21 protein-coding genes and 1 rRNA gene are annotated in these 21,504 nt (G+C 69.7%); 7 read left to right on the top strand and 15 right to left on the bottom strand.

The genetic code is table 11. The annotated features are described in order from the left end of the window. Nucleotides 1–2: 2 nt before the first annotated feature. From hrcA to hemW, 3 genes are all read right to left on the bottom strand, one after another. Nucleotides 3–1,019 (bottom strand): heat-inducible transcriptional repressor HrcA, encoded by a 1,017-nt coding sequence (hrcA, locus tag O2L52_RS24900; protein WP_270118957.1) that lies wholly within the window; start codon nucleotides 1,017–1,019, stop codon nucleotides 3–5. A 155-nt stretch (nucleotides 1,020–1,174) separates the two neighbouring features. Further along, nucleotides 1,175–2,290, bottom strand: a complete 1,116-nt coding sequence (locus tag O2L52_RS24895) for a CapA family protein (RefSeq protein ID WP_270118954.1) — start codon at nucleotides 2,288–2,290, stop codon at nucleotides 1,175–1,177. Between the two features lie 165 nt (nucleotides 2,291–2,455). After that, nucleotides 2,456–3,697: a radical SAM family heme chaperone HemW gene (gene hemW, locus O2L52_RS24890; protein WP_270118952.1), complete on the bottom strand. Its 1,242-nt coding sequence runs from the start codon at nucleotides 3,695–3,697 to the stop codon at nucleotides 2,456–2,458. A gap of 18 nt (nucleotides 3,698–3,715) precedes the next feature. Between hemW and O2L52_RS24885 the strand changes: the two genes are divergently transcribed. From O2L52_RS24885 to O2L52_RS24870, 4 genes are all read left to right on the top strand, one after another. Further along, entirely contained in the window at nucleotides 3,716–4,510 is a 795-nt protein-coding gene (locus O2L52_RS24885) for an enoyl-CoA hydratase/isomerase family protein (protein ID WP_270118950.1), read from the top strand. Between the two features lie 32 nt (nucleotides 4,511–4,542). Further along, a complete protein-coding gene (locus O2L52_RS24880) occupies nucleotides 4,543–5,406 on the top strand; it encodes a hypothetical protein (RefSeq protein ID WP_270118948.1) in 864 nt (287 codons plus the stop codon). A gap of 131 nt (nucleotides 5,407–5,537) precedes the next feature. Next, nucleotides 5,538–7,199, top strand: coding sequence for an alkaline phosphatase D family protein (locus O2L52_RS24875; protein WP_270118945.1), 1,662 nt, complete (start codon nucleotides 5,538–5,540; stop codon nucleotides 7,197–7,199). Between the two features lie 211 nt (nucleotides 7,200–7,410). Next, nucleotides 7,411–8,085 (top strand): hypothetical protein, encoded by a 675-nt coding sequence (locus O2L52_RS24870; protein ID WP_270118942.1) that lies wholly within the window; start codon nucleotides 7,411–7,413, stop codon nucleotides 8,083–8,085. 76 nt (nucleotides 8,086–8,161) lie between these two features. On the opposite strand, the gene lepA is transcribed toward O2L52_RS24870, so the two are convergent. Both lepA and O2L52_RS24860 read right to left on the bottom strand, forming a co-directional pair. After that, nucleotides 8,162–9,994, bottom strand: a complete 1,833-nt coding sequence (lepA, locus tag O2L52_RS24865; RefSeq protein WP_270118940.1) for a translation elongation factor 4 — start codon at nucleotides 9,992–9,994, stop codon at nucleotides 8,162–8,164. A 367-nt stretch (nucleotides 9,995–10,361) separates the two neighbouring features. Continuing rightward, on the bottom strand, nucleotides 10,362–11,384 hold the full coding sequence (locus O2L52_RS24860) for a YhgE/Pip domain-containing protein (RefSeq protein WP_270118939.1): 1,023 nt from the start codon (nucleotides 11,382–11,384) through the stop codon (nucleotides 10,362–10,364). A 101-nt stretch (nucleotides 11,385–11,485) separates the two neighbouring features. On the opposite strand from O2L52_RS24860, the gene O2L52_RS24855 reads away from it, so the two are divergent. Together O2L52_RS24855 and rpsT are read left to right on the top strand one after the other, a co-directional pair. Beyond that, complete coding sequence (locus tag O2L52_RS24855; RefSeq protein WP_270118937.1) at nucleotides 11,486–12,070, top strand: TetR/AcrR family transcriptional regulator; 585 nt, start codon at nucleotides 11,486–11,488, stop codon at nucleotides 12,068–12,070. 247 nt (nucleotides 12,071–12,317) lie between these two features. Next, the gene (rpsT, locus tag O2L52_RS24850) at nucleotides 12,318–12,590 is read left to right on the top strand and encodes a 30S ribosomal protein S20 (protein WP_205328010.1); all 273 of its coding nucleotides are present in this window, start codon (nucleotides 12,318–12,320) and stop codon (nucleotides 12,588–12,590) included. 329 nt (nucleotides 12,591–12,919) lie between these two features. Here rpsT and O2L52_RS24845 read toward each other — a convergent pair whose 3' ends face one another. The 4 genes from O2L52_RS24845 to O2L52_RS24830 form a co-directional block, all read right to left on the bottom strand. After that, entirely contained in the window at nucleotides 12,920–13,171 is a 252-nt protein-coding gene (locus O2L52_RS24845; protein WP_270118936.1) for a hypothetical protein, read from the bottom strand. Beyond that, complete coding sequence (holA, locus tag O2L52_RS24840; protein WP_373897031.1) at nucleotides 13,164–14,207, bottom strand: DNA polymerase III subunit delta; 1,044 nt, start codon at nucleotides 14,205–14,207, stop codon at nucleotides 13,164–13,166. The genes O2L52_RS24845 and holA overlap by 8 nt, the downstream gene beginning before the upstream one ends. 188 nt (nucleotides 14,208–14,395) lie before the next feature. Beyond that, the gene (locus tag O2L52_RS24835; protein WP_270118934.1) at nucleotides 14,396–16,711 is read right to left on the bottom strand and encodes a ComEC/Rec2 family competence protein; all 2,316 of its coding nucleotides are present in this window, start codon (nucleotides 16,709–16,711) and stop codon (nucleotides 14,396–14,398) included. An 87-nt stretch (nucleotides 16,712–16,798) separates the two neighbouring features. After that, nucleotides 16,799–17,581: a helix-hairpin-helix domain-containing protein gene (locus O2L52_RS24830; protein WP_270118932.1), complete on the bottom strand. Its 783-nt coding sequence runs from the start codon at nucleotides 17,579–17,581 to the stop codon at nucleotides 16,799–16,801. Between the two features lie 248 nt (nucleotides 17,582–17,829). Here O2L52_RS24830 and O2L52_RS24825 point away from each other — a divergent pair, with 248 nt between their 5' ends. Continuing rightward, nucleotides 17,830–17,997 (top strand): hypothetical protein, encoded by a 168-nt coding sequence (locus O2L52_RS24825; RefSeq protein WP_270118930.1) that lies wholly within the window; start codon nucleotides 17,830–17,832, stop codon nucleotides 17,995–17,997. A gap of 31 nt (nucleotides 17,998–18,028) precedes the next feature. Here O2L52_RS24825 and O2L52_RS24820 read toward each other — a convergent pair whose 3' ends face one another. The 6 genes from O2L52_RS24820 to rrf form a co-directional block, all read right to left on the bottom strand. Beyond that, nucleotides 18,029–18,877, bottom strand: coding sequence for a DegV family protein (locus O2L52_RS24820; protein WP_270118929.1), 849 nt, complete (start codon nucleotides 18,875–18,877; stop codon nucleotides 18,029–18,031). Between the two features lie 13 nt (nucleotides 18,878–18,890). Beyond that, complete coding sequence (locus O2L52_RS24815; protein WP_270118927.1) at nucleotides 18,891–19,355, bottom strand: hypothetical protein; 465 nt, start codon at nucleotides 19,353–19,355, stop codon at nucleotides 18,891–18,893. A gap of 100 nt (nucleotides 19,356–19,455) precedes the next feature. After that, on the bottom strand, nucleotides 19,456–20,112 hold the full coding sequence (locus tag O2L52_RS24810) for a histidine phosphatase family protein (protein ID WP_270118924.1): 657 nt from the start codon (nucleotides 20,110–20,112) through the stop codon (nucleotides 19,456–19,458). After that, nucleotides 20,109–20,531, bottom strand: coding sequence for a ribosome silencing factor (rsfS, locus tag O2L52_RS24805; RefSeq protein ID WP_270118923.1), 423 nt, complete (start codon nucleotides 20,529–20,531; stop codon nucleotides 20,109–20,111). Before rsfS ends, O2L52_RS24810 begins: the two co-directional genes overlap by 4 nt. 120 nt (nucleotides 20,532–20,651) lie before the next feature. Next, a complete protein-coding gene (gene nadD / locus O2L52_RS24800; RefSeq protein WP_270118922.1) occupies nucleotides 20,652–21,254 on the bottom strand; it encodes a nicotinate-nucleotide adenylyltransferase in 603 nt (200 codons plus the stop codon). Between the two features lie 129 nt (nucleotides 21,255–21,383). After that, nucleotides 21,384–21,500, bottom strand: a 5S ribosomal RNA gene (gene rrf / locus O2L52_RS24795). Between the last annotated feature and the right edge of the window lie 4 nt (nucleotides 21,501–21,504).

Genomic DNA, 21,504 nt, shown 5'->3' with positions numbered 1-21,504 from the left:
TGTCAGCGGTTCTGTTCCAAAATCTCGGACACGTACCGGGCGACGGCGCGGACGGCCGCGATCGTGCCCGGGTAGTCCATGCGGGTGGGTCCGAGGACGCCCATGTGGCCGACCACCGAACCCGGTCCGTATCCGGCGGTGACCACGGTGGTCTCGCGGAAGTCGTCGAGGTTGTTCTCGTCGCCGATGCGCACGGTGAGGAGCGCGTTCGAGTCGGCGCGGCCCAGCAGCTGCATGAGCACGACCTCCTCCTCGAGGGCTTCGAGGATGGGCCGCAGGGACCCGGCGAAGAAGTTCCCGGGGCGCGTCAGGTTCGCGGCGCCCGCGACGGCGACGCGCTCCTCGGTCCGCGCGATCACGGTGTCGAGCAGCACGCGCGCCAGCGCGGAGGCGCTGGGGTGCAGCTCGGGGCGGGCGAGGCCCGCGAGGTCGGCGATGATGCGCGGGGCGTCCGCGAGCGGCTTGCCCTGCAGCTGCTCGTTGACGAGGCGGCGCAGGTCGAGGACGTCGTCCTCGCTGAGCTCGGCGGGCATCTCGACGTAGCGCTGCTCGACGCGGCCGGTGTCGGTGATCATGACGACCATGAGCCGGGTCGGGGTGAGCGAGACGAGTTCGAGGTGGCGCACCGAGGAGCGGTTGAGGCTCGGGTACTGGACGACCGCGACCTGGTGCGTGAGCTGGGCGAGCAGGCGCACGGTGCGGGTCACGACGTCGTCGAGGTCGATGGCCTCGGAGAGGAAGCGGTGCACGGCGCGGCGCTCGGCGGCCGAGAGCGGCTTGATCTTGCCGAGGCGGTCGACGAAGAGGCGGTAGCCCTTGGCGGTAGGGATGCGCCCGGCGGAGGTGTGGGGCTGTTGGATGTACCCGGCGTCTTCGAGGTAGGCCATGTCGTTGCGCACGGTCGCGGCCGAGACGCCGAGGGCGTGGCGCTGGGAGACCGCCTTGGATCCGACGGGTTCCTGGGTGGCCACGTAGTCCTCGACGATGGCGCGCAGTACTTCGAGTTTGCGATCGTCCATCGCCGCCACGCCCTCTCTGCCTTGAATCCGCTCTATGTCTTGGCCGTGCTGCCCGCCGGTCCTGCGACCGCCGGCGTCCGCGACCGAACCGGGGTTCAGTCTGCCGGACTCAAGTCTGGCACTCCCGGTCCGGGAGTGCCAGTCTACGTGTGCGGTCAGGCGGAGGGGAGGACGAGCGTGCCATCGTCGGCGACGGTGGCCGCGGCGTCCCCGAAGTCCTCGGCGAGTTCGTTGAGGTCCTCGAACGCGCCGTTGTTGGCGTCCAGCTGGGGGTAGCCGTCGTCGTCCATGCGGGTGGCGGTCATCTTCGCGGCGACGATGGTGCCGTCCTCGCGCATGGTGACGGAGAGCACGGCGGAGCGGCCGAGGGGGCCGTCGGTGGCGAACAGGTTCTGGCCGCCGCCGAAGTTCCCGAGCGAGTAGCAGATGAGCTTGCCGTTGTAGACCTCCATGCCGCGCAGGACGTGGGGGCCGTGGCCGACGACGAGGTCGGCGCCGTTGTCGATGCAGGTGTGGGCGAACCCGCGGGTGTCGCCGCGGTCCTCGCCGAGGTAGGTCTCGACGCCTTCGGGCACGTGCCGGTGGTCGGTGCCCTCGGCGCCGAGGTGGGCGGTGGCGATGACGATGTCGGCCTGCTCCTTCGCGGAGGCGACGAGGGCGGCGACGGCGTCGAGGTCGCGGTTGTCCGTGTAGAACGTGTACGGCGCGAAGCCGACCAAGCCGACGGTGAGGCCGCTCTCGGTCTCGACCAGGCACACCTCGTCCTTGATGCCGCAGACGTCCATGCCGGCCTCGCGGACGGCCTCCTGGGTGTCGGTGGCGCCGTCGGGCCCGGCGTCCCAGCCGTGGTTGTTGGCCTGGTTGAGCACGTGGAAGCCCGCGTCGGCGAAGACCTGCGCGTACTCACCGGGGAGCCGGAAGTAGGTGCACTCGCCGCCGCCGCACTTGTCGAACTCGTACGTGGCAAGGGCGCCTTCGAGGTTGGCGATCACGACGTCGCCGGTGAGGGCGGACTTGACGCCCTCGAAGAAGCTCGCGCCCTCGTCGGAGGCCATCTGGTTCGGGTACGAGCCGGGCATCGTGTCGCCGACGTGCGTGATGGTGATCTCGCGGGGCGGCTCGGGCGAGGGGGACTCGGAGGTGGGCTCCTCCTGAGCGGCCTGGCCGCCTTCGTCCTCGGCCGGGGGCGGTTCCTCTTCGCTGCAGGCGGCGGCGAGTGCGAGGCCCGCGGCGGAGGCGACGAGCAGGCCTCTGCGGCCAAGAGTGGGCATTGCAGTGCGCATGGGTGGCGGGCTCCGGGTGGTTTCGTATGGGGGTCCGTGCGCGAACGTCGCCTGGGGGGCGCCGCGGCCTCTAGGGAGAGGACGCGCGGAGCGCGCACGGTAGGCGAATGCGGTTCGCCTTCACGAATCTAACGTTGACCGGCCCGAACGCCGTCAGGAGGTGAGGTCTCTCACGACCGCGTCAGCGAGGAGTCGACCGCGTAGCGTGAGTTCGAGCCGGTCGCCCGCTATGACGACGAGCCCGTCGCCGACGGCGCGATCGGCCGCGGCCCGGCCCGCCGGGCGCAGCAGCGCGAGCGGCAGGCCGCTCGCCAGGCGCGTGCGCAGCAGGATCTGCTCGAGGTACCGGTCGTCCTCGGTGAGCAGCTCGTGCCCGGCCGCGGGCAGGCCCTGGGCCAGCGCCGCACCGTAGGTCGAGGGGTGCTTGTGGTTCCACCAGCGCACGCCCGGCAGATGCGAATGCGCGCCCGGCCCGGCGCCCCACCAGTGGCCGCCCTCCCAGTACAGGAGGTTGTGACGGCATTGGGCCGCTTCGGTTCTGGCCCAGTTGGAGACCTCGTACCAGTGGAAGCCCGCCTCGGAGAGCACGGCCTCGGCGGCGAGGTAGCGGTCGGCGGCCACGTCGTCGGAGGGCTGCGGCACCTGGCCGGAGCGGATGCGGCGGGCCAGCGCGGTCCCGTCCTCGACGATGAGCGCGTACGCCGAGACGTGGTCGACTCCGGCGTCAACGGCCGCGTGGAGGCTCGCGGCGAAGTCGGCGGCGGTCTCGCCGGGCGTGCCGTAGATCAGGTCGAGGCTCACGTGCTCGAACCCGGCCTTGTGGGCGTACTCGACGGCGTTGAGGGCCTTCTGCGGCGAGTGCTCGCGGTCGAGGATCTTGAGCACGTGGGAGGCCGTGGACTGCATGCCGACCGAGAGGCGGGTGAAGCCGCCGTCGTGGAGCTCGGCGAGGTAGTCGGCGTCCACGGACTCGGGGTTGGCCTCGGTGGTGGCCTCGTAGCCGGGAGCGAGGCCGAACGCGTCGTCGATCTCGGCGAGGATCGAGGCGAGGTCGGCGGCCGAGAGCAGCGTGGGCGTGCCGCCGCCGAAGAACACGGTGTCCACCTTGGGGCGCTTGACGCTGTGCCCATCGTTCGCTCCGCTGCGCTCCCCGAACCGCACCGCGGCGTCGCGGATCTCAGCGCGAACGATCGACGCATAGGTGTCCCGCGAGACCCCGGCGCCCAGTTCAGCGGCCGTGTACGTGTTGAAGTCGCAGTAGCCGCACCGGGAGACGCAGAACGGCACGTGCACGTAGAACCCGAACCCGGCCTCCCCGACCGCGGGGTCGGCGGCGGCCGCCGCAATGGACGCGGCGGGCGAATTCGGGTCGGCTACTGGCGAAACGGTGGGCACGCCCACTACGGTACTGGCGTGGAACGCAATGACGCACCGATCGCCTACCGCGCCCAAGAGGCAGTGGCGACCATTACCCTCAACGCGCCCGAACGGCGCAACGCCCTCTCGATCCAGCTCATCGCCGAGCTGCGCACCGCGCTCGCCCGCGCCGTCGCCGACCGCGACGTGCGGGTGGTCGTGATCGACCACGCCGGCCCGGTGTTCTGCGCCGGCGCCGACCTCAAGGAGTCCGCTGCGGCCCACAGCCTCGCGGCCCTCCCGGCCGCGCACCTGGCCGAGGCGCTGGCGGACATCGCGGAGGCCCCGAAGCCGGTGGTCGCGGTCGTGCGCGGGGCCGCGCGCGGCGGCGGGCTCGGGCTCATCGCGGCCGCGGACTTCACGGTGGCGCACTTCGAGGCCGAGATGGCGTTCAGCGAGGTCCGGCTCGGGGTCGTCCCGGCCGTGATCGGCCCCGTGGTGGCGCGCAGGATCACACCGGCGCGGATGCGGGAGCTGTTCCTCGTCGGCGGCGGGCTCGTCGTCGAGGGGGACGCGGACGTCTTCACCGCCGAGGACGCCGAGGCGTGGGGCCTGGTCTCGGCCGCGGTCTATGAGGAGCATCTCGACGAGGTCACCGCCGACCTGGTCAGGCGTCTCAAACTGGGCGGTCCTTCGGCGCAGGCCGGGATCAAAGTGCTCACCGCCACACCGGATCTGCGCGGGGAGTTGCGCAAGGCGGCTGCCGTGACGGCCGAGTACTTCTTCTCCGAAGAGGGCCGGGAAGGCATCCGTTCGTTCATTGAGAAGCGTCCCTCTTCTTGGGTAGGCTGATCAGCCGCCGACCGACCTGATCGGAGTCAATGTTGCGCGCGCTCCCCGCTCTGACCTCCCTGTTCCTCCTCGCGGCCCTCACCGCCTGCACCGAGGACGCCCGGGACGCCTTGCGCCCCAGCAAGACCGGCTGCTACGTGGGCAGCGCCTCCGAGGTGCACCTCAGCGCCGAGCAGGCGTCGAACGCGGCCACGATCGCGGCGGTCGGGATGCGCGACGGCATGGACGAGCACGCCGTGGCCGTGGCGATCACCACGGCCATGCAGGAGTCCGAGCTCATCAACGTCGATTACGGGCACGACGACTCGCTGGGGCTGTTCCAGCAGCGCCCGAGCATGGGCTGGGGCTCCGAGGAGGAGCTCATGGACCCGGTGTACGCCTCGTTCAAGTTCTACGAGAAGCTCCAGCGCACCGACGGCTGGCAGGACATGCGGCTCGCCGAGGCGGCCCAGGCCGTGCAGATCAGCGCTTACCCGGAGCTGTACGAGCAGTGGGAGAGCGACGCCGAGGTGATCGCGGACGCGTTCGCCGGCGGCGAGGAGGCCGGGCTGGTGTGCGTCTCCGGGAGCGCCGATGAGAAGGCGGCCGACCCGGCCGCGCTCGCCGAGGCGTACGAGTACCACTGGGGCACGTCGGTGTCCGATGTGGAGGAAACCCGGCTGGTCATCGAGACCGGCGGCGCCGCCGAGGGCTGGAACCGGGCCGCATGGGCCGTCGCGAGGGCCTACGACCACCACATCGCCACGGTTTCCTTCAACGGGATGGTCTGGACCGCAGGCGAAGAGGAGTGGTCCGAGCCGGCCGCCGAGGTTGACGGCGATGCCGACGGCGAGGCACAGGTCGTCGAAGTCGCCGACTCCACGGCCGTGCTCGTCACTTTCGCCGCTCCCGAATAGGCGGACCCGTTTCGCGGTAGTGTTCGGCACCGGTTCACCGGCGCGACCATCAGAATCCTTGGCGCATCCACGCTCACTTGTTGGGCTGTACGGGTCACAAACCCGCGCAACTCCCCCGAAGCGAGGTCCATATGCGCCTGTCGCGCCGAATCCTGCTCGCCTCCTCCGCCGCCGGTGCCGCCGCAGCGGTCCCGGCCACCGGTTGGGCACAATCGAACACGCACCCCACGCTCGCCACCGACCCGTTCACCCTCGGCGTCGCCTCCGGCGACCCGGAGCCCGGCGGCGTGGTCCTCTGGACCCGCCTGGCCGTCGACCCGCTCGCCGAAGACGGCATGGGCGGCATGCCGAACGCGGCCTTCGACGTCAAGTGGGAGGTCGCCCGCGACGAGCGCTTCCGCCACCGCGTCGCCCACGGCGAGGTCCAGACCGCCGCCGAGATCGGCCACAGCGTCCACATCGAGGTCGAGGGCCTGCGCGCCGGCCACGAGTACTACTACCGGTTCAAGACCGGCAAGTGGATCTCGCCGATCGGCCGCACCGTCACCGCCCCGCCTCGCAACTCGATGCCCGACGAGCTGCGCATGGCCTTCGCCTCCTGCTCCCAGTACGAGCACGGCTACTTCACCGCCTACCGCCACATGGCCGAGTCCCGCCCCGACCTCATCCTCCACCTGGGCGACTACCAGTACGAGTACAAGGCCAAGGTGTACAACTCCCCCGACGGGAACGTGCGCGACCACGAAGGGCCCGAGACGGTCTCGCTCGCGACCTACCGCCAGCGCCACGCCCAGTACAAGGCCGACCCGGACCTGCAGCTCGCCCACGCGGCCGCGCCGTGGCTGGTCGTCTGGGACGACCACGAGACCGAGAACAACTGGGCGGACGAGTTCCCCGAGGCCGGCTCGGACACGCCGGCCCCGGCGGACTTCCTCGCCCGGCGGGCCGCCGCGTTCCAGGCGTACTGGGAGAACATGCCCCTGCGCCGCAGCTCGGTCCCCGAGGGCATCGACATGCAGCTGTACCGGCGCGTCCGCTGGGGCCGCCTCGCGAACTTCCACATGATGGACACCCGCCAGTACCGCGACGACCAGGCCTGCGGCGACGGCACCCAGAGCAACTGCGCGGACGCCTGGGACGAGTCCCGCACCATCACCGGTGAGGCGCAGGAGGAGTGGCTCATCGACGGCTTCCACGCCTCGCGCGCCCGCTGGGACATCCTGGGCCAGCAGGTGTTCTTCACGCAGCGCGACAACACCGCCGCCGCCGACGTCCTGCGCACCAGCATGGACGGCTGGGACGGGTACGCGGCCTCGCGCCAGCGCCTCATCGACGGCTGGGTCGAGGCCGGGGTCCGCAACCCGGTCGTGCTCACCGGCGACGTGCACACCCACTGGGCCGGCGAGATCAAGACCGGCTTCCCCGACATCGACGGCGAGTCGGTCGGCGTCGAGCTGGTGGCCACCTCGATCACCTCGGGCGGCAACGGCGTCGACTCGGTGCCCGAGGACAACGCGGCGCTGAAGATCAACCCGCACATCAAGTTCCGCAACGCCCAGCGCGGCTACGTCGAAACGGTGATCACCCCCGACCAGATGGACGTGGACTTCAAGGTCGTCCCGCAGGTCACGGTGCCGGACGCGCCCGTGTACACGCGCCGGTCCTACACGATCGCCGACCGCGAGCGGGCCCTCCACCAGACCTACGACCGCCCGGTGGACGTCGCCACCATGTCGACGAACACCAGCCCGTTCGCCGGCTCGGACGAGAACGCCGACGATTACCTGAACTAGCGCTGTCCCGAGCAGGGCGGTCCCGGCGATCCCGGGGCCGCCCTTTCGCGCCACCGTGATCGATTCGGGTTCTTTCGAATGGCGTTCGAAATTGCACGGTATTGCCATATCCCCCACTGAATTGCGCGAAAACTCCGTCCCCCGGAACGAGCGGGGAAAGGCTACAGTGAGCAGTGAAAGCACGCCCTTCTCTTTGCCCGGAGCAGCGACCATGACCTATCCGCCGCAACCGCCCGAATCGAATCCGTACGGCGCCGCCCCAGGTGGGGGCCCCGCCGGACCGCCGCCCCAGTACGGCGGCGCGCCCCAGGGGCAGGGCGACTTCGCCTCCGAATGGGGCATCAAGGAAAACCCTTCCCGCCCGAAGAAGGTCAATCAGCTGACCCAATTGCTGTGGCTCTACGCCGCGGCGACGGTGCTGCTGTTCCTGTTCTCGCTCATCGCTTCTGCCACCGCGCCTTGGTGGTACGGCACCGGGTTCATCGTCGGCGGCGCCGTCTTCGGCATGGTCATCGGCGCACTGGCGGTCGCGGTCGCCTACTTCATCACCAAGGACAAGCTCGGCGTGTTCGGCGCCACCGACCCGCGCACGCCGCTGTACATCGGGCTGGGCATCCTGGCGCTCTTCTCGCTCGGCGGTTTCCTCGGCGGCTGGGTCCTGGGCTGGTACGCGGCGCTCGGCGCGCTGCTGGCCCTCGGGAAGCTCGCCGCCATCGGCGCGGCGTTCTACCTCGTCATGCAGCCTGAGGTCGAGCAGTACCTGAAGTCGCGGCCGGGCAACCTGCCGAAGCCGCCGCACCAGGGCCCGCCGCACGGCTACCCGCCGCAGCCCCCGCCGCCGTCGCAGACGCAGACCCACCCGAACGGCTACCCGCCGGAGATGTAAAGCAATAGAGTTTCAAAGCAGCACAACAAGAAAAGGGGCGGAGCCATGATGGCCCCGCCCCTTTTGCCGTTCTCGTCTAGTCCTCGTCGGTCCGCAGTGCGGCGATGAACGCCTCCTGGGGGACCTCGACGCGGCCGATGTTCTTCATCCGCTTCTTGCCCTCCTTCTGCTTCTCGAGGAGCTTGCGCTTGCGGGAGATGTCGCCGCCGTAGCACTTGGCGAGCACGTCCTTGCGCAGGGCGCGGATGGTCTCGCGGGCGATGATGCGCGAGCCGATCGCGGCCTGGATCGGCACCTCGAACTGCTGGCGCGGGATGAGCTTCTTGAGCCGCTCGGAGAGGCGCACCCCGTACGCGTAGGCCTGGTCCTTGTGCACGATCGCCGCGAAGGCGTCCACGCGCTCGCCCTGGAGCAGGATGTCGACCTTGACCAGGTCGGACTCCTGAGAGCCGTCGATGTCGTAGTCGAGGGAGGCGTAGCCCTTGGTGCGCGACTTGAGCTGGTCGAAGAAGTCGAAGACGATCTCGGCCAGCGGCAGCGTGTACCGGATCTCGACCCGGTCGGTCGAGAGGTAGTCCATGCCGGTCTGGACGCCGCGCTTGGTCTGGCACAGCTCCATCACGGTCCCGATGTACTCCTTCGGGGCCAGGATGGTGGCCTTGGCGATCGGCTCGGTGATCGAGTGGATCTTGCCCTCGGGGAACTCGGACGGGTTGGTGACCTCGACCTCCTCGCCGTCCTCCTTCACGACCTGGTAGACCACGTTGGGCGCGGTCGAGATCAGGTCGAGGTTGAACTCGCGCTCGAGCCGCTCCTGGATGATCTCCAGGTGCAGCAGGCCGAGGAAGCCGACGCGGAAGCCGAAGCCGAGCGCGGCCGACGTCTCGGGCTCGTACTGGAGCGCGGCGTCGTTGAGCTGCAGCTTGTCGAGGGCCTCGCGGAGGTTGCCGTAGTCGGAGCCGTCGATCGGGTAGAGCCCGGAGTAGACCATCGGCTTGGCCTCGGTGTACCCGGCCAGCGCCTCGGTCGCCGGGCGCCTGTCGAGGGTGACGGTGTCGCCCACTTTGGACTGGCGGACGTCCTTCACACCCGTGATGAGGTACCCGACCTCGCCGACGCCCAGGGCTTTGGAGACCACCGGTTCGGGGCTGATGACGCCGATCTCGAGGAGCTCGTGGTCGGCGCGGGTCGACATCATGCGGATCTTGTCGCGGGCGCTGAGCTTGCCGTCGATCACGCGGATGTAGGTGATCACGCCGCGGTAGACGTCGTAGACGGAGTCGAAGATCATCGCGCGGGGCGGCGCGTCGGCGTCGCCGGTGGGCGCCGGGATCTGCCTGACGACCTCGTCCAGCAGCTCGGCCACGCCGGCGCCGGTCTTGCCGGAGACGCGGAAGACGTCCTCGGGCTCGCAGCCGATGAGGTGGGCGAGTTCCTCGGCGTACCGGTCGGGGTCGGCCGAGGGGAGGTCGATCTTGTTGAGCACCGGGATGATCGTGAGGTCGTTGCTCATCGCCAGGTAGAGGTTCGCGAGTGTCTGCGCCTCGATGCCCTGCGCGGCGTCCACGAGGAGGATCGCGCCCTCGCAGGCCGCGAGCGACCGGGAGACCTCGTAGGTGAAGTCGACGTGCCCGGGGGTGTCGATCATGTTGAGCACGAAGCCCTGGCCCTCGGCCTCGCCGGAGCGGGCGGTCCAGGGCATGCGGACGGCCTGGGACTTCACGGTGATGCCGCGTTCCCGCTCGATGTCCATCCGGTCGAGGTACTGCGCGCGCATCTGGCGGGCGTCGACGACCTCGGTGATCTGCAGCATGCGGTCGGCCAGCGTGGACTTGCCGTGGTCGATGTGCGCGATGATGCAGAAGTTCCGGATCGACTCCGGAGCGGTCGAGCCTGGCGCGTTGGTCACGGTGGCCTTCCTTATCGGCGACGCTGGCGAGCCGTGATCTGGCTCGAGCGGGGTGGCTAGCCAATTCTGCCTTACCCTCCCGGGAACCCCCGCCCACCCAGGGAGAAAAGGCTCCCGCTCACCCACCGGGCGGCGGCGAAGGCCCTGAACCACCGCCGCGCGGGCCCCGACCCGCCGCCGCACGGGCCCCGACCCGCCGCTGCACGGGCCGACACCCCCGAAATGTCACACCCGCCCGCCATTATCGAAACCGGGGGCGGCTCCGAATCGCCGCCCTATTAGCCACCTCCTGCCCTGAGACACGTGCGGCGGCCCCGACCCGCGCTGTCGCGGGCCGAAGCCGCCGATCGCTCCGGAACCTGCTCCGCTACACCGCGGCCTTGGCGGGCTCGGTCGTCTCCACGCTCATGCTCTTGGCTCTGGTTCTCACGGCTCCGATGGTGAAGAGCAGCACACCGACGACGATCCACACGGCGAGCGTCCAGACCGCGGCCTCGCCGCCGTTGCCGTCGAAGTAGGCCGTCGAGCGCACCAGCGTGCCGCCGGCGCCCGGCGACAGGAACTGGCCGAACGCGCCCCACGGCGCGGGCAGCAGCTCCGGCGCGCCGGTCATGCCCGACAGCGGGTTGCCCACGAGCATCACGATGACCGCGCCCAGCACGAACCCGGCCCGGCCCAGGAGCTTCGCCAGGCCGAGGAGGCCCCACGCGGTCGCCGCCATCGTGAGCGCCAGCGCCCCCGCGATGGCCGTGTAGTCGCCGTCGACGGATTCGAGCACGTACATCAGGATCGCGGCGACGCCCGCGCCCACCGCGAGCGGCGCGAGGACCGCGGCGGCGGCCTGACGGCCCGAGCCGCGCACGTTGAACGAGATGAGCGCGGCGATCACGATGCCGCCCATGGCCATCGGGAAGGCCGAGGCGGCGAGGCCGGCGCCGTTCGGGTCGTCGGCGGGCAGCGGCACCAGGTCATGGGTGGTGACCTCGACCTGCTGGCCGGAGGCCTCGCCCAGGTGCGCGGCCATCTGCTCGGCGATGCCCGTGATGAGGCGGGTCACCGTGGGAGAGGCGGCCGAGGCGGTGAAGAGGTCCACGGATTCGGGGGTGACCGCGAGGGCGGCGTAGACCTCGCGGTTCTTGATGAGGGCCTCTGCTTCGGCCGGGTCGGCGACGGCGGTGACGTCGAAGCCGTCGGGCTGAGCCTCGTCGAGCTGGGCCTGGACCTGGTCGGCGGCCTGGTCGGGGCCGATGACGGCGATGGGGACCTCGTTGGGTCCCATGCCCGCCGAGGGCCAGGCGAAGGCGAGGGTGAGGACGCCGACGATGAGTGCGAGGCCGGCGCTGATCGCGATCACCCGGCCGATCGGCGTGGGCTTGGGGGTGGCTTCCATGATGGTTTCCATTCATCCGCAAGATACGGTCCGTATCTTGATAGCCTCAAGCTAACATAAGAAACGGCGAGTATCTAGAGGAGGTCGGGTTGGAGCGCAAGGTGACGTCCAGACGTCGTGGCGAGGAGCTTGAGCAGGCGATCCTCGAGGCCGCGTTCGAGGAGTTCCGCGTGGCCGGCTACGCGGGATTCACGATGGAAGGCGTCGCGAGACGGGCCGGGACCAGCAAGCCGGTCGTGTATCGGCGCTGGTCGAGCAAGGTGGAGATCCTGATCGCGTGCGTCGCGAGCCGGCTTCCCGAGGCCGAGACGGTGCCCGACACCGGGTCCCTGCGCGGCGACACCGTTGCGTTGGTCACGCTGGCGCACCGGCGCATGCGCATGATCGGCCAGACCGCGATGCTCGGCATGCTCGCCGACGTCAGCGCCGACCCCGAAGCCCGCCAGATCCTGGTCTCCACGCTCGTGAGCGAGCTGACCACCCTGCTGGAGAAGGCCGTGTGGACACGCGCGGTCGCACGCGGCGAGCTCGAGTGGGGGCACCTCACCGAGCGCCTGCGCCGGCTCCCGATCGACTTGGTGCGCAACGAGTTCATCATCTACGGCGCGGTGCCCGCCGAGACGGTGGAGAGCATCGTCGACGAGGTGGTCCTCCCCGCGCTGCGAGCCCGCGGCGCCGCGGTCTGAGCACCGCCGGGAACGCTGCGGCCGCATGCGCGAAAGACCGCGCGCCCGGCCTCCGGGTATCGCGGGTAACAGCCGGGCACCGGGATTCAGGCCATGCCTTCGACCTCGTGTAATCTGGTCCGCGGTCATGCTCCCAGGGCGTGTGCGATGCTCGGCTCCTGGTAACGTTGACAGGCGCTCGGAGTGCCCTCTGCCTCTGACGCGATCAATTAAGGAACCAAGCAATCACGAAACTGAGGCTTCACGCGTGGCGAACATCAAGTCCAAAGAAAAGCGCATTCTGACGAACGAGAAGCGCCGGATGCGCAACAAGGCAGTGAAGTCGTCGCTGAAGACGTCCGTCCGGAAGTTCCGTGAGGCGTCTGCCACCGGCGACGTCGCCGCCGCTGAGACCCACCTGCGCGCCGCCAGCCGCGAGCTGGACAAGGCTGCCACCAAGGGTGTCATCCACAAGAACCAGGCCGCCCAGCGCAAGTCCAAGCTGGCCGCGTCCTTCAACAAGCTCTCCGCCGCCGCCTAAGCGAGCGAACGAGCAGCGACAAAGCTTCGCAAGGCCCAGGGGCACGCCCCCTGGGCCTTCGGCATTTCTGGACGCTGTCACGTCTCGAACACCAGGCACCTCAGGGTCCTGTCACACCCTTCCGGCATCATTGAAAACCGGGGGCCCAACCCACCAGGCCCCGCGAACGGTCGGCGTGCCCGACCTTCGGCGACCCCGCTCCACGACCTCGCCCGACGATCCCGCTCAGCGATCCGGTTCAACGATCCAGTTCAGCGATCCAGTTCAGCGATCCACTTCAACCATGCTCGAGCTCCGCTCGGCCGTGAGGATCTCAGCCTTGCGTGATCTCAGCCGTGGCGCTCGAGCGTCCCCGCGATGAGGTCGTTGAGCTTCACCATGCCCGCCACCGCCAGCGGCAGCAGCAGGACGACCCACCACGACACCAGCTCGGTCAGCGCCATCAGCACCGCCAGCGCGATCGAGCCCTCGAAGAGCACTACGCACCAGACGTTCGACAGGTACAGGTGCTTGAGGTGCAGCACCCGCGCATACCAGGGCCGGCGCGGCCGGGACACTCGTCCGTGACGGTACTCAGACACGACTGGCCTTCCCTGCGGCGCTCAGACGGGTGATCTCCAGGATCGCGTGCTCGAGCGCCCACCCCCGGTCGTCGGCCCCGCCCTTGACCTCGCCGTTCAAGCGCGCGCACACCCGCATCGCCTCGGCGAGGGCGTCCGCCGTCCAGTTCCGGGCCTGCTTGCGCGCCTTCTCGATCTGCCACGGCGCCATGCCGAGCTGGCCGGCCAGCTGCGCCGCCCCGCCGCGCTCGGCGGCCACTCGCGAGAGGTTGCGCACGGCCATCGCCAGCGCGTCGGCGATCGGCACCGCGTCGACCCCGACCTGCATGGCCCAGCGCAGCGCACCGAGCGCCTCGGCCGCGTCCCCGGCGATCGTCGCGTCGGCGACGGTGAAGCCCGAGACCTCGGCGCGCCCGGAGTAGTACTGGGCGACGCTCTCCTGCGTGATCTTGCCGTCGGTGTCGGCCACGAGCTGCGCGCACGCCGAGGCGAGCTCGCGCAGGTCGGAGCCGACCGCCTGGATGATGGTGTCCGCGATCTCCGCCGAGGCGGACCGCGGCGAGGCGCCCGCGTCGCGCAGCTCCCCGCGCACGAAGGCCACCCGGTCGGGCAGGCGCTTGATCTTGGAGACGCGCACGACCTCGACGTTGAGCTTCTTCAGCCCTTCGGCAAGGCCCTTGCCCTTGTTCCCGCCGTTGTGGCACACCGCGAGGTAGATGTCCGGGGCCGGCTGCTTGGCGAACGCGAGCACTGCGGCGGCGAGGTCCTTGTCGATGTCCTGGCCGGACTCGATGATGCCGACGACCGCGCCGCCGAACAGGGTCGGACTGGTCAGCTCGGCGAAGGCGCCCGCGGTGAGGTCGCCGCCGCTGATGCGGTTGACGGCGGGCGCGGTCTCCCCTTCGGGGAGCTCGGCGCGCACCGCCTTCACGAAGTCGGCGGCGGCCCGCTCGGCGAGGAATTCGTCGTCGCCCTGGATCAGGCGGATGGGTTCGAGTGCAGCCACCGCACCATCCTCCCATGCCGCCCGTGAACCCCGGGGTTTCGACCGGGCCATCGTCTCCCGCGCAACCCCACTTCACTGCCCGACCATGCCGGACCGCGACAGTGCATCCGCTCCCCGCTTTCACCCGAAAGGCGACTTTTCTTAACCAGCCCAGGAGAACCATCACCCGCTGGACGAACGACACACCCGAACTTCGCCGAGCGCTCGCTCCCTCCGCCCTCCAGATCTTCACCGCGGCCTCAGTTCACCGTCGTCACCTCGAACACATTGCCATTGCGCACCACCGTGATCCGTCCAGCCTCATCCGTGCGGAACACCAGTGCCCCGCCCTCCTCGAGCACTCCCAGCGGCCCCGGGTCCGGGTGGCCGTACTCGTTGCCTGCCCCGACCCCGACCAGCGCCACCGCCGGGTCGGCCGCCTCCAGGAACTCCCGCACCTGGAACGAGGACCCGTGGTGCGGCACCTTCAACACGTCCACCCCGAGCGCCGCTCCACCGGAGAGCAGCGCGCGCTGTCCTTCCAGCTCGACATCGCCGGTCAGCAGCACGCTCGTCCCGGCCACCTCCGCCCGCACCGCCACCGAGTTGTTGTTCGGGTCCGACCGCGTGCCGCTCAGCGGCTCCGCCGGCGGCCCCAGCACCTCCAGCCGCGTCGCCCCGAACTCGAACACCTCCCCCGGCACCGCCTCCAGCACGGGCACCGCGCCGGCCCGCTCCTCCACCAGCTCGTACCCGTACTGCGCCTCGCCGGGCGGCGGCGCGAGGATCGCGTCGACCGCACGGCCCTCCATCGCCCCGGCGATCCCGGCCGTATGGTCGATATGGAAGTGCGACAACACGAGCAGCGCGATCCGGTCCACCTCCAACTCGTCCAGGCACGCGTCCACCGCCGCGGGCTCCGGCCCCACATCGACCACCACCACCGCGTCCCCCGCAGGCAGCACGAGCGCATCTCCCTGGCCCACATCGCACATGGTCACGACCCATCCCGAAGGCGGGCCGCCGGTCATCAGGCACGCCGGGACCGTCCCCAGGCCCGCCGCCACGAGCACCGCCAGTACCGGCACCCGCACCCGGCGCATCTGCAGCAGCAGCACCAACACCGCCATCGCCGCGGCCGAGCCCAGTCCCCACCACACTCCTCCCGGGACCGGCACCAGCGCACCGGGGATCTCCGCCCCGTTGCGCGCCAGCCAGATCAGCCACCGGGCCGGCACGGCCGCCAACTGCGCCGCGAAAGCGCCCGCCGGGAGCCACACGGCCGCCACCGCCGCAGCACCCACCGAAAGTACGACCACCGGCGCGGCCACCAACGCCGCCAGCACGTTCACCGGAACCGACACCAGGCTCACCCCGCTCCCGAGCCCGATCAGCAACGGCGTCACGGCAACCTGCGTCGCCAGCGGAATCGTCACCGCCAGCGCCACCGGCTGCGGCCAACCGCGGTGCTCGAGCGGCCGCGCCCAGCGGAACGCCAGGAAGAGGAGCCCGACACACGCTGCCACCGACAGCGCGAACCCAGCCTGTGCCGCCATATCCGGATCGGCCAGAACCACCACAAGCACCGCCGTCGCCAACCCGGGCATCGCCGCCCGAGGTCTGCCCGCAGCGAGCGCCAGCAGCGTCATTCCCGCCATCACCGCGGCCCGCAGCACACTCGGCTGCGGCCCGGCCACCACCACAATCGCCGCGATCGCGACCGACCCCGCAGCGACCCGCCCCCGCGGACCGGCCCGGCACGCCAGCGCCACCGCCAGGACCGCCCCGACCACCAGACTCAAGTGATAGCCAGAGACGACGACAAGGTGCACCAGCCCGGTCGTCCTGAAATCGGCCGCCAGTTCCGGATCCATCATGGAGGTGTCCCCGACCGCGAGCGCTGGGATCAGTCCCGCTTCCGGTTGCGGCACCGCTCCGACCGCGATCGCCAAGCGCTCCCGGACATGGGCCGCGATCCGGTGCGGAAACGACAGCGCCCCAACCGTTTCCGGAGGCCCACGTGCACTGACGATCGCAGCAGTCAACCGGCCCGCATCGGGTTCGCGAAGCACGGCCGGAACGGTTAGCCGCTGACCCGCATTCACCTCCAGCCACTCCTCGCCACTGGCGACCAGCAGCACCTGCCAATGACCCTCAAGCACAACACCATCAGCGTCGAACGATCGCAGACGCGCGGTCGCGGTGACGAGCTCCGGGCGGCGAGTCGACGGCTTCGGCGCGGTATGCAGCACCAGCTCGGCCACACCGTGCGCTTCAGAGCCGGTCAGTGCCGCAAGCCCGGCGTGGTCCCGCACGGCGACATGCACCGTAGTGACACCCGCGCTCAACAACCCGCCGAACGCAACCGTGGCGACAGCCGCTGGGAATCCGCGCTTCCATCTGCGCCCCAATACGACCAGGACCAAGCAACCGGCCGCGATGACGATCCCACTGGCGACGGTCCCGTACAGGCCCGCCAGCGCCGCCGCCCACACGCCGGCCGCGACGAGCGGCAGCCGCCAGTCCCGCCGCACCACCTCCGAAGGCGCGGGCCGAAGGGCGAACTCATAGCTCAACGCAGCCCTCCCCCGTAGAACCCGCTGCGCCGCCGCGAAGCCCCGACCGAGCCCTCCACCGGCCTGCCCACAACCCGAAAGGCCACCTCAAAGCGTCACCTGGTCACGCAGTTGCTCAAGCAGCGCAGCGCCAATCCCCGAGACCTCGGACAACTCGTCGAGCGACTGGAAACTCCCGTTGGTCTCGCGGTACTCGATGATCCGCTCGGCGAGGACCGGGCCGATGCCGTTGAGCGCGTCCAGTTCCGCGACGCCGGCGACGTTGATGTTCACGAGCCCGCCGCCGCTAGCGCCACCCGCACCGCCGCCGGGCACCGGAGCGGCGGCCCCCGAAGCGCCCGCATCGGGAACCGCAACGAGATCACCATCGGCAACGACCCGGGCAAGGTTGAGGAACCCAGGATCCGCGCCTTCGGCGAGACCCCCCGCCGCCTCGATGGCATCGGCGACCCGCGCCCCGGCCTCCAACTCCACGATCCCGGGTTCGTTGACCGCCCCGGCGACCGAGACGATGATCGTCTCCGGTTCGGCCGCACTCGCCTCGACCGGTACGGCAGGCGCCGTTGCGGCGGGTTCGGCATCGGGCCATGACAAGAGGGTCACCGCGAGCCCAACGACGGCGACCAGCAGCGCGACGGTCACCAGGACCCAGCGGTTGAGGTGCGAGAGGCCGAGGCGATTCTGGAGCCGCTCGAGCCGCTGTTCGAAGCGCCGCCCCGGCGGCGGTTCGATGACAGGCTCCGGTTCGGCTTCCCCGGACCCGGCGTCGACGGTCTCCTTGCAGACGCCCGGCTCATCCGCGGAGTCTTTGAGCCGCATCCGGAGCCTCGCGGCGAGAGCGGCGGAATCAGGTGGCAGTTCGCGTTCCATACCCGGCTCAACGAGCGAAGGATACGGTCGTGACTGCAGACTTTTCGCCCTGTGGATAACCCGAACCGACCCTGTGGATAACCCCAACAAGTGTGGACGCAGCCCCATCCACAAGCCATAATGCCGACACCAACGCTTCAACGAATTGTCGGACCCCTGTGGGAGAGTCGTCTCTTTTAACCGGTTGGTCGGAGGTGGATGCGGGTGGGAAGGGGCATGCCCTACACCCAAACGCGAGCACGGCTCGCGTGCCGCGCCCGCGGCCGACACCCTCAACCTCGAAGATCGATCCCGATCCCGATCCCGATCCCGATCCCGATCCCGATCCCGATCCCGATCCCGATCCCGATCCCGATCCCGATCCCGATCCCCGAAAGCATGAGACCAGCCGCTCGATTCAAAAACCTGCCGATTAACAGTCGGCTGCTCTGCGAATTGAGCTACCCGTCAGGGAAGGCGCCTAGTAATCACGCCCACCAGGCCCGGCCCGCAGTGAGCACCCACGGCCGCACCGACTTCCGTCACGTCGATCCGCCGCAGCCGGCCCTCGAACCGCTCACCCAGCCAGCCCGCCAAAGCCTCGGCCCGGCGCTCCGCAGCCAAGTGGTGCACCGTCATCTCGACCTCGGCCTCACCCGCGTCGGCCACCGCGAGCGCCGCCAACCGCTGGAGCCCGCGCGTCGGCGTGCGCACCTTCTCCACCACGTCGATGCGCCCGTCCTCGACACCCAGGATCGGCTTCACCGACAGCGCCGTCCCCACGATCGCCCGCGCCGCACTGATCCGGCCGCCGCGCCGCAGGTACTCCAATGTGTCCAGGTAAAAGTAAGTCGAGGTCCGCCCGATCGCCGTCTGCGCCGCAGCGGCGGCGATCAGCAGCTCGGCGCCCTGTTCCGCGGCGTCGAGCGCGGCGAGCGCCGGATAGCCGACCCCCATGCCCGCACCGAGCGAGTCGACCACCGCGACCCGGCCGCCGAACCCGGCCGCCGCGGCCTCCGCCGCGGCCACAGTCCCCGACAGCCGCCCGGACAGATGCACAGAGACGATCCCGCTCGCGCCCTCGTCGAGCAGCCGCGTGTACGTCGCCCGCAGCTCCTCCGGCGGCAGCCCCGAAGTGGTCACCTCGCGGCCCTCCCGGATCGCCCGCACGATCACCTCGCCGCCGATGTCCTCGCCCTCGCGGTACTCGACGCCGTCGATCAGCACCGGTATCCCGAGCACCGTCAAACCGCCGCGCGCAGTGCGCAGCGGCTCAGGCAAAGCCGAAGTGGAATCGGTAACGACGACGACGGTCACGCCGCCACAGTACCTAATCCGAAGGTCGGGCATCCTCCACCACGAAAGGGGTGCCCTGCTGGCATGTCGACATCATGCCGTCGTCGACATTGCCCTGCAGCGTGACCGTGGCGCCCGCGTACACGACCGACGCGTCGAAGTTCCCGAAGATGCCGTACACGGTCCCCTCGAACTCGAGCACCAGGCAACCGGATTCGACGCCGGCCTCGATCGTGCCGCTGATCGTCATCGACGATCCGGGCTTGGACGAGTCGCCGAGCGACGGGTCCAGGTACGGGGTGGTCTCCTCGGGCACGGTGCTCTCCTCGGTGGTTTCGGGGGCGCTGGTCGGTTCGGCCGAGGTCACGGGCGTCGACGTCTCGCCGTCGGAACCGCCGCCGCCCGAACCGCACGCGGCGAGCACGGCCATCATGAGCACGCCGACGAGCGGACCGGTCAGGCCCGCGATCCGTCGAACGCGCGAAGTCTGCGTATTCATGCCGGTTTGACGCCTCCGAGCCCGGCGCGGTTGCACCTTGGTCGAAGCCTACGACGGCAAAGCGAGGACAGTCCAGGTTTCGAGGGGTCCTGGACCGTCGTCAACGGGCCGCTTGCTGGCCTTTCGCGAGCAGGCCCTGCCCGATCGTGTGCGGCGCCGGAACGCCCAGGTTGTACCCGAACAGGCGCCACTTGCCCGACCGCATCCGCCGCAGCTCGGCCCAGTGCGCGTTGTCCATGCCCGAAAGACTGCTCGCCGACGCCTCGTCGAACCCCAGCACACCGCCGACGATCTGCCGGGCCGAACCGCCGTGACAGACCACGATCGCGGTCCCCTCGACCTCCGACTCGACGATGTCCCGCACGGCTTCGCCGGTCCGGCGGTGCAGGTCGCCCCACGTCTCGATCTCAGGGTGCTGCAGCGGCTCCTGAGCGCGCCAACGCCGGTGCTCCTCCGGGAACTGCTCGGCGATCTCGCGCTGCGTCAGGCCCTCCCAGGGGCCGTACGCACGCTCACGCAGCCGCTTGTCCAGCTCGATCTCGATCCCGGTCAGGTCGGCGATCGGCCGCGCAGTGTCGACCGCCCGCCGCAGGTCCGAGGAGATGATCCGCACCGGCTCGTAAGCGGCCAGTTCAGGAGCGGCCTCGGCCGCCTGGTCCACGCCGGTCGCATCCAGGTCGATATCGGTCGAGCCCTGGATGCGCCCCTCGATGTTCCACCGCGTCTGCCCGTGGCGGACGACCAGCAGCCTGTTCACTCGCCGTCCTCGCCGTCACCCTCGGCGGCCGCGGCACGACGGGCCCGCTCAGCGTCGGTCTCATCGACGAACTCGATCTCGGGGCAGTCCTTCCAGAGGCCGTCGAGACCGTAGTAGTCGCGGGCCTCCTTGTGGAAGACGTGCACCACGATGTCGTTGTAGTCCAGCAGCACCCACTGCTCGCCGCCCTTGCCCTCACGGCGCAGCGGGCGAGTGTCGTGCTCCTTGATGAGCTTCTCCTCGACCGCGTCGACGACCGCGTGGACCTGCCGCTCGTTCGAGGCCGAAACGATCACGAAGACGTCCGTGAGGGCGATCTTCGAAGTGACGTCCCGAAGGTTGATGGCAAAGGCCTTCTTGTCGGCAGCCGCCTGGGCTGCGGCGAAGGCCAGCGTCTTTGCGGTTTCACTTGCGGTCACGAACGCTCCTGACAATGGGAATCCCACCGGCACTTCACCGGCGCAGCTCTAGTCTGACACGTGGGGTACGACGACGACTTCCCTGTTTCACGCCAGTCGCTGTGCGAAGCGTCCCAACCGTCAATCGCGGTACAACCCGTGCTCCCGCACGTACGCCTCGACCGCATCGGCCACCAGGTACCGGATCGGCTGCCCGGCTCGCACCCGCTGGCGGCATTCCGTCGAGGAGAGGTCCACCGCCGGCATGTCGATGAACTCGACCTGCGCCCCGAACGACGTGTCGACCTCCCGCCGCGAGTGCCCCGGACGGTTCAGCGCGATGAACTTCACTGCCTTGCAAAGCTCTTCGACCCGGTGCCAGGTGTGCAGGTTCTCCAGCGAGTCGGCACCGATGACGAAGAACAACTCCACTTCCCCGTCGTACTCCCCGCGCACATCGGCGACGGTGTCCACTGCGTACGTGGCGCCCTCCCGCTCGATGTCGCAGGTGCTGACCCGGAACAACGGATCGGACTCGACCGCCAACCGCGTCATCGCCAACCGCGCAGCCGCATCGGTCACCCTCAGGTGGTGCTTCTGCCACGGATCACCCGTCGGGACGAACACCACCTCATCGAGCGCGCAGCGGAACGCCGCCTCACTCGCGGCCACAAGGTGCCCCAGATGCGGGGGATCGAAAGTGCCCCCGAAAACTCCGACGCGACGAACTGGCAGGTCAACCACAGCCGAATCCTATCGTGCCCACTCGAAACAAGGACACGCAAAAGGGCCCCACCAAAACGGTGGAGCCCTGAAAACGGCAAAAAGAAAAGGCCCGACGCATAAGCGTCGAGCCTTTTCTATTAAGTAAATGTTTGGCGGTGTCCTGCTCTCCCACACCCTCTCGAGTGCAGTACCATCGGCGCTGGAAGCCGTAACGACCGGGTTCGGAATGGGACCGGGTGTGTCACTTCCGCTCTCACCACCAAACAAA

Source organism: Glycomyces algeriensis (genome assembly GCF_027622855.1).
Classification (GTDB): Bacteria; Actinomycetota; Actinomycetes; order Mycobacteriales; family Micromonosporaceae; genus Glycomyces; species Glycomyces algeriensis.
Note: the sequence above shows the minus strand (reverse complement) of the source record. Positions and strands in the feature narration are given on the sequence as shown.

Excerpts from the sequence above, each read along its gene's own strand:
- hrcA (WP_270118957.1), bottom strand. The coding sequence starts at position 1,019 with ATGGACGATCGCAAACTCGAAGTACTGCGCGCCATCGTCGAGGACTAC.
- O2L52_RS24895 (WP_270118954.1), bottom strand. The coding sequence starts at position 2,290 with ATGCCCACTCTTGGCCGCAGAGGCCTGCTCGTCGCCTCCGCCGCGGGC.
- O2L52_RS24875 (WP_270118945.1), top strand. The coding sequence starts at position 5,538 with ATGCGCCTGTCGCGCCGAATCCTGCTCGCCTCCTCCGCCGCCGGTGCC.
- O2L52_RS24870 (WP_270118942.1), top strand. The coding sequence starts at position 7,411 with ATGACCTATCCGCCGCAACCGCCCGAATCGAATCCGTACGGCGCCGCC.
- O2L52_RS24860 (WP_270118939.1), bottom strand. The coding sequence starts at position 11,384 with ATGGAAGCCACCCCCAAGCCCACGCCGATCGGCCGGGTGATCGCGATC.
- holA (WP_373897031.1), bottom strand. The coding sequence starts at position 14,207 with ATGGCCCGGTCGAAACCCCGGGGTTCACGGGCGGCATGGGAGGATGGT.
- O2L52_RS24830 (WP_270118932.1), bottom strand. The coding sequence starts at position 17,581 with ATGGAACGCGAACTGCCACCTGATTCCGCCGCTCTCGCCGCGAGGCTC.
- O2L52_RS24815 (WP_270118927.1), bottom strand. The coding sequence starts at position 19,355 with ATGAATACGCAGACTTCGCGCGTTCGACGGATCGCGGGCCTGACCGGT.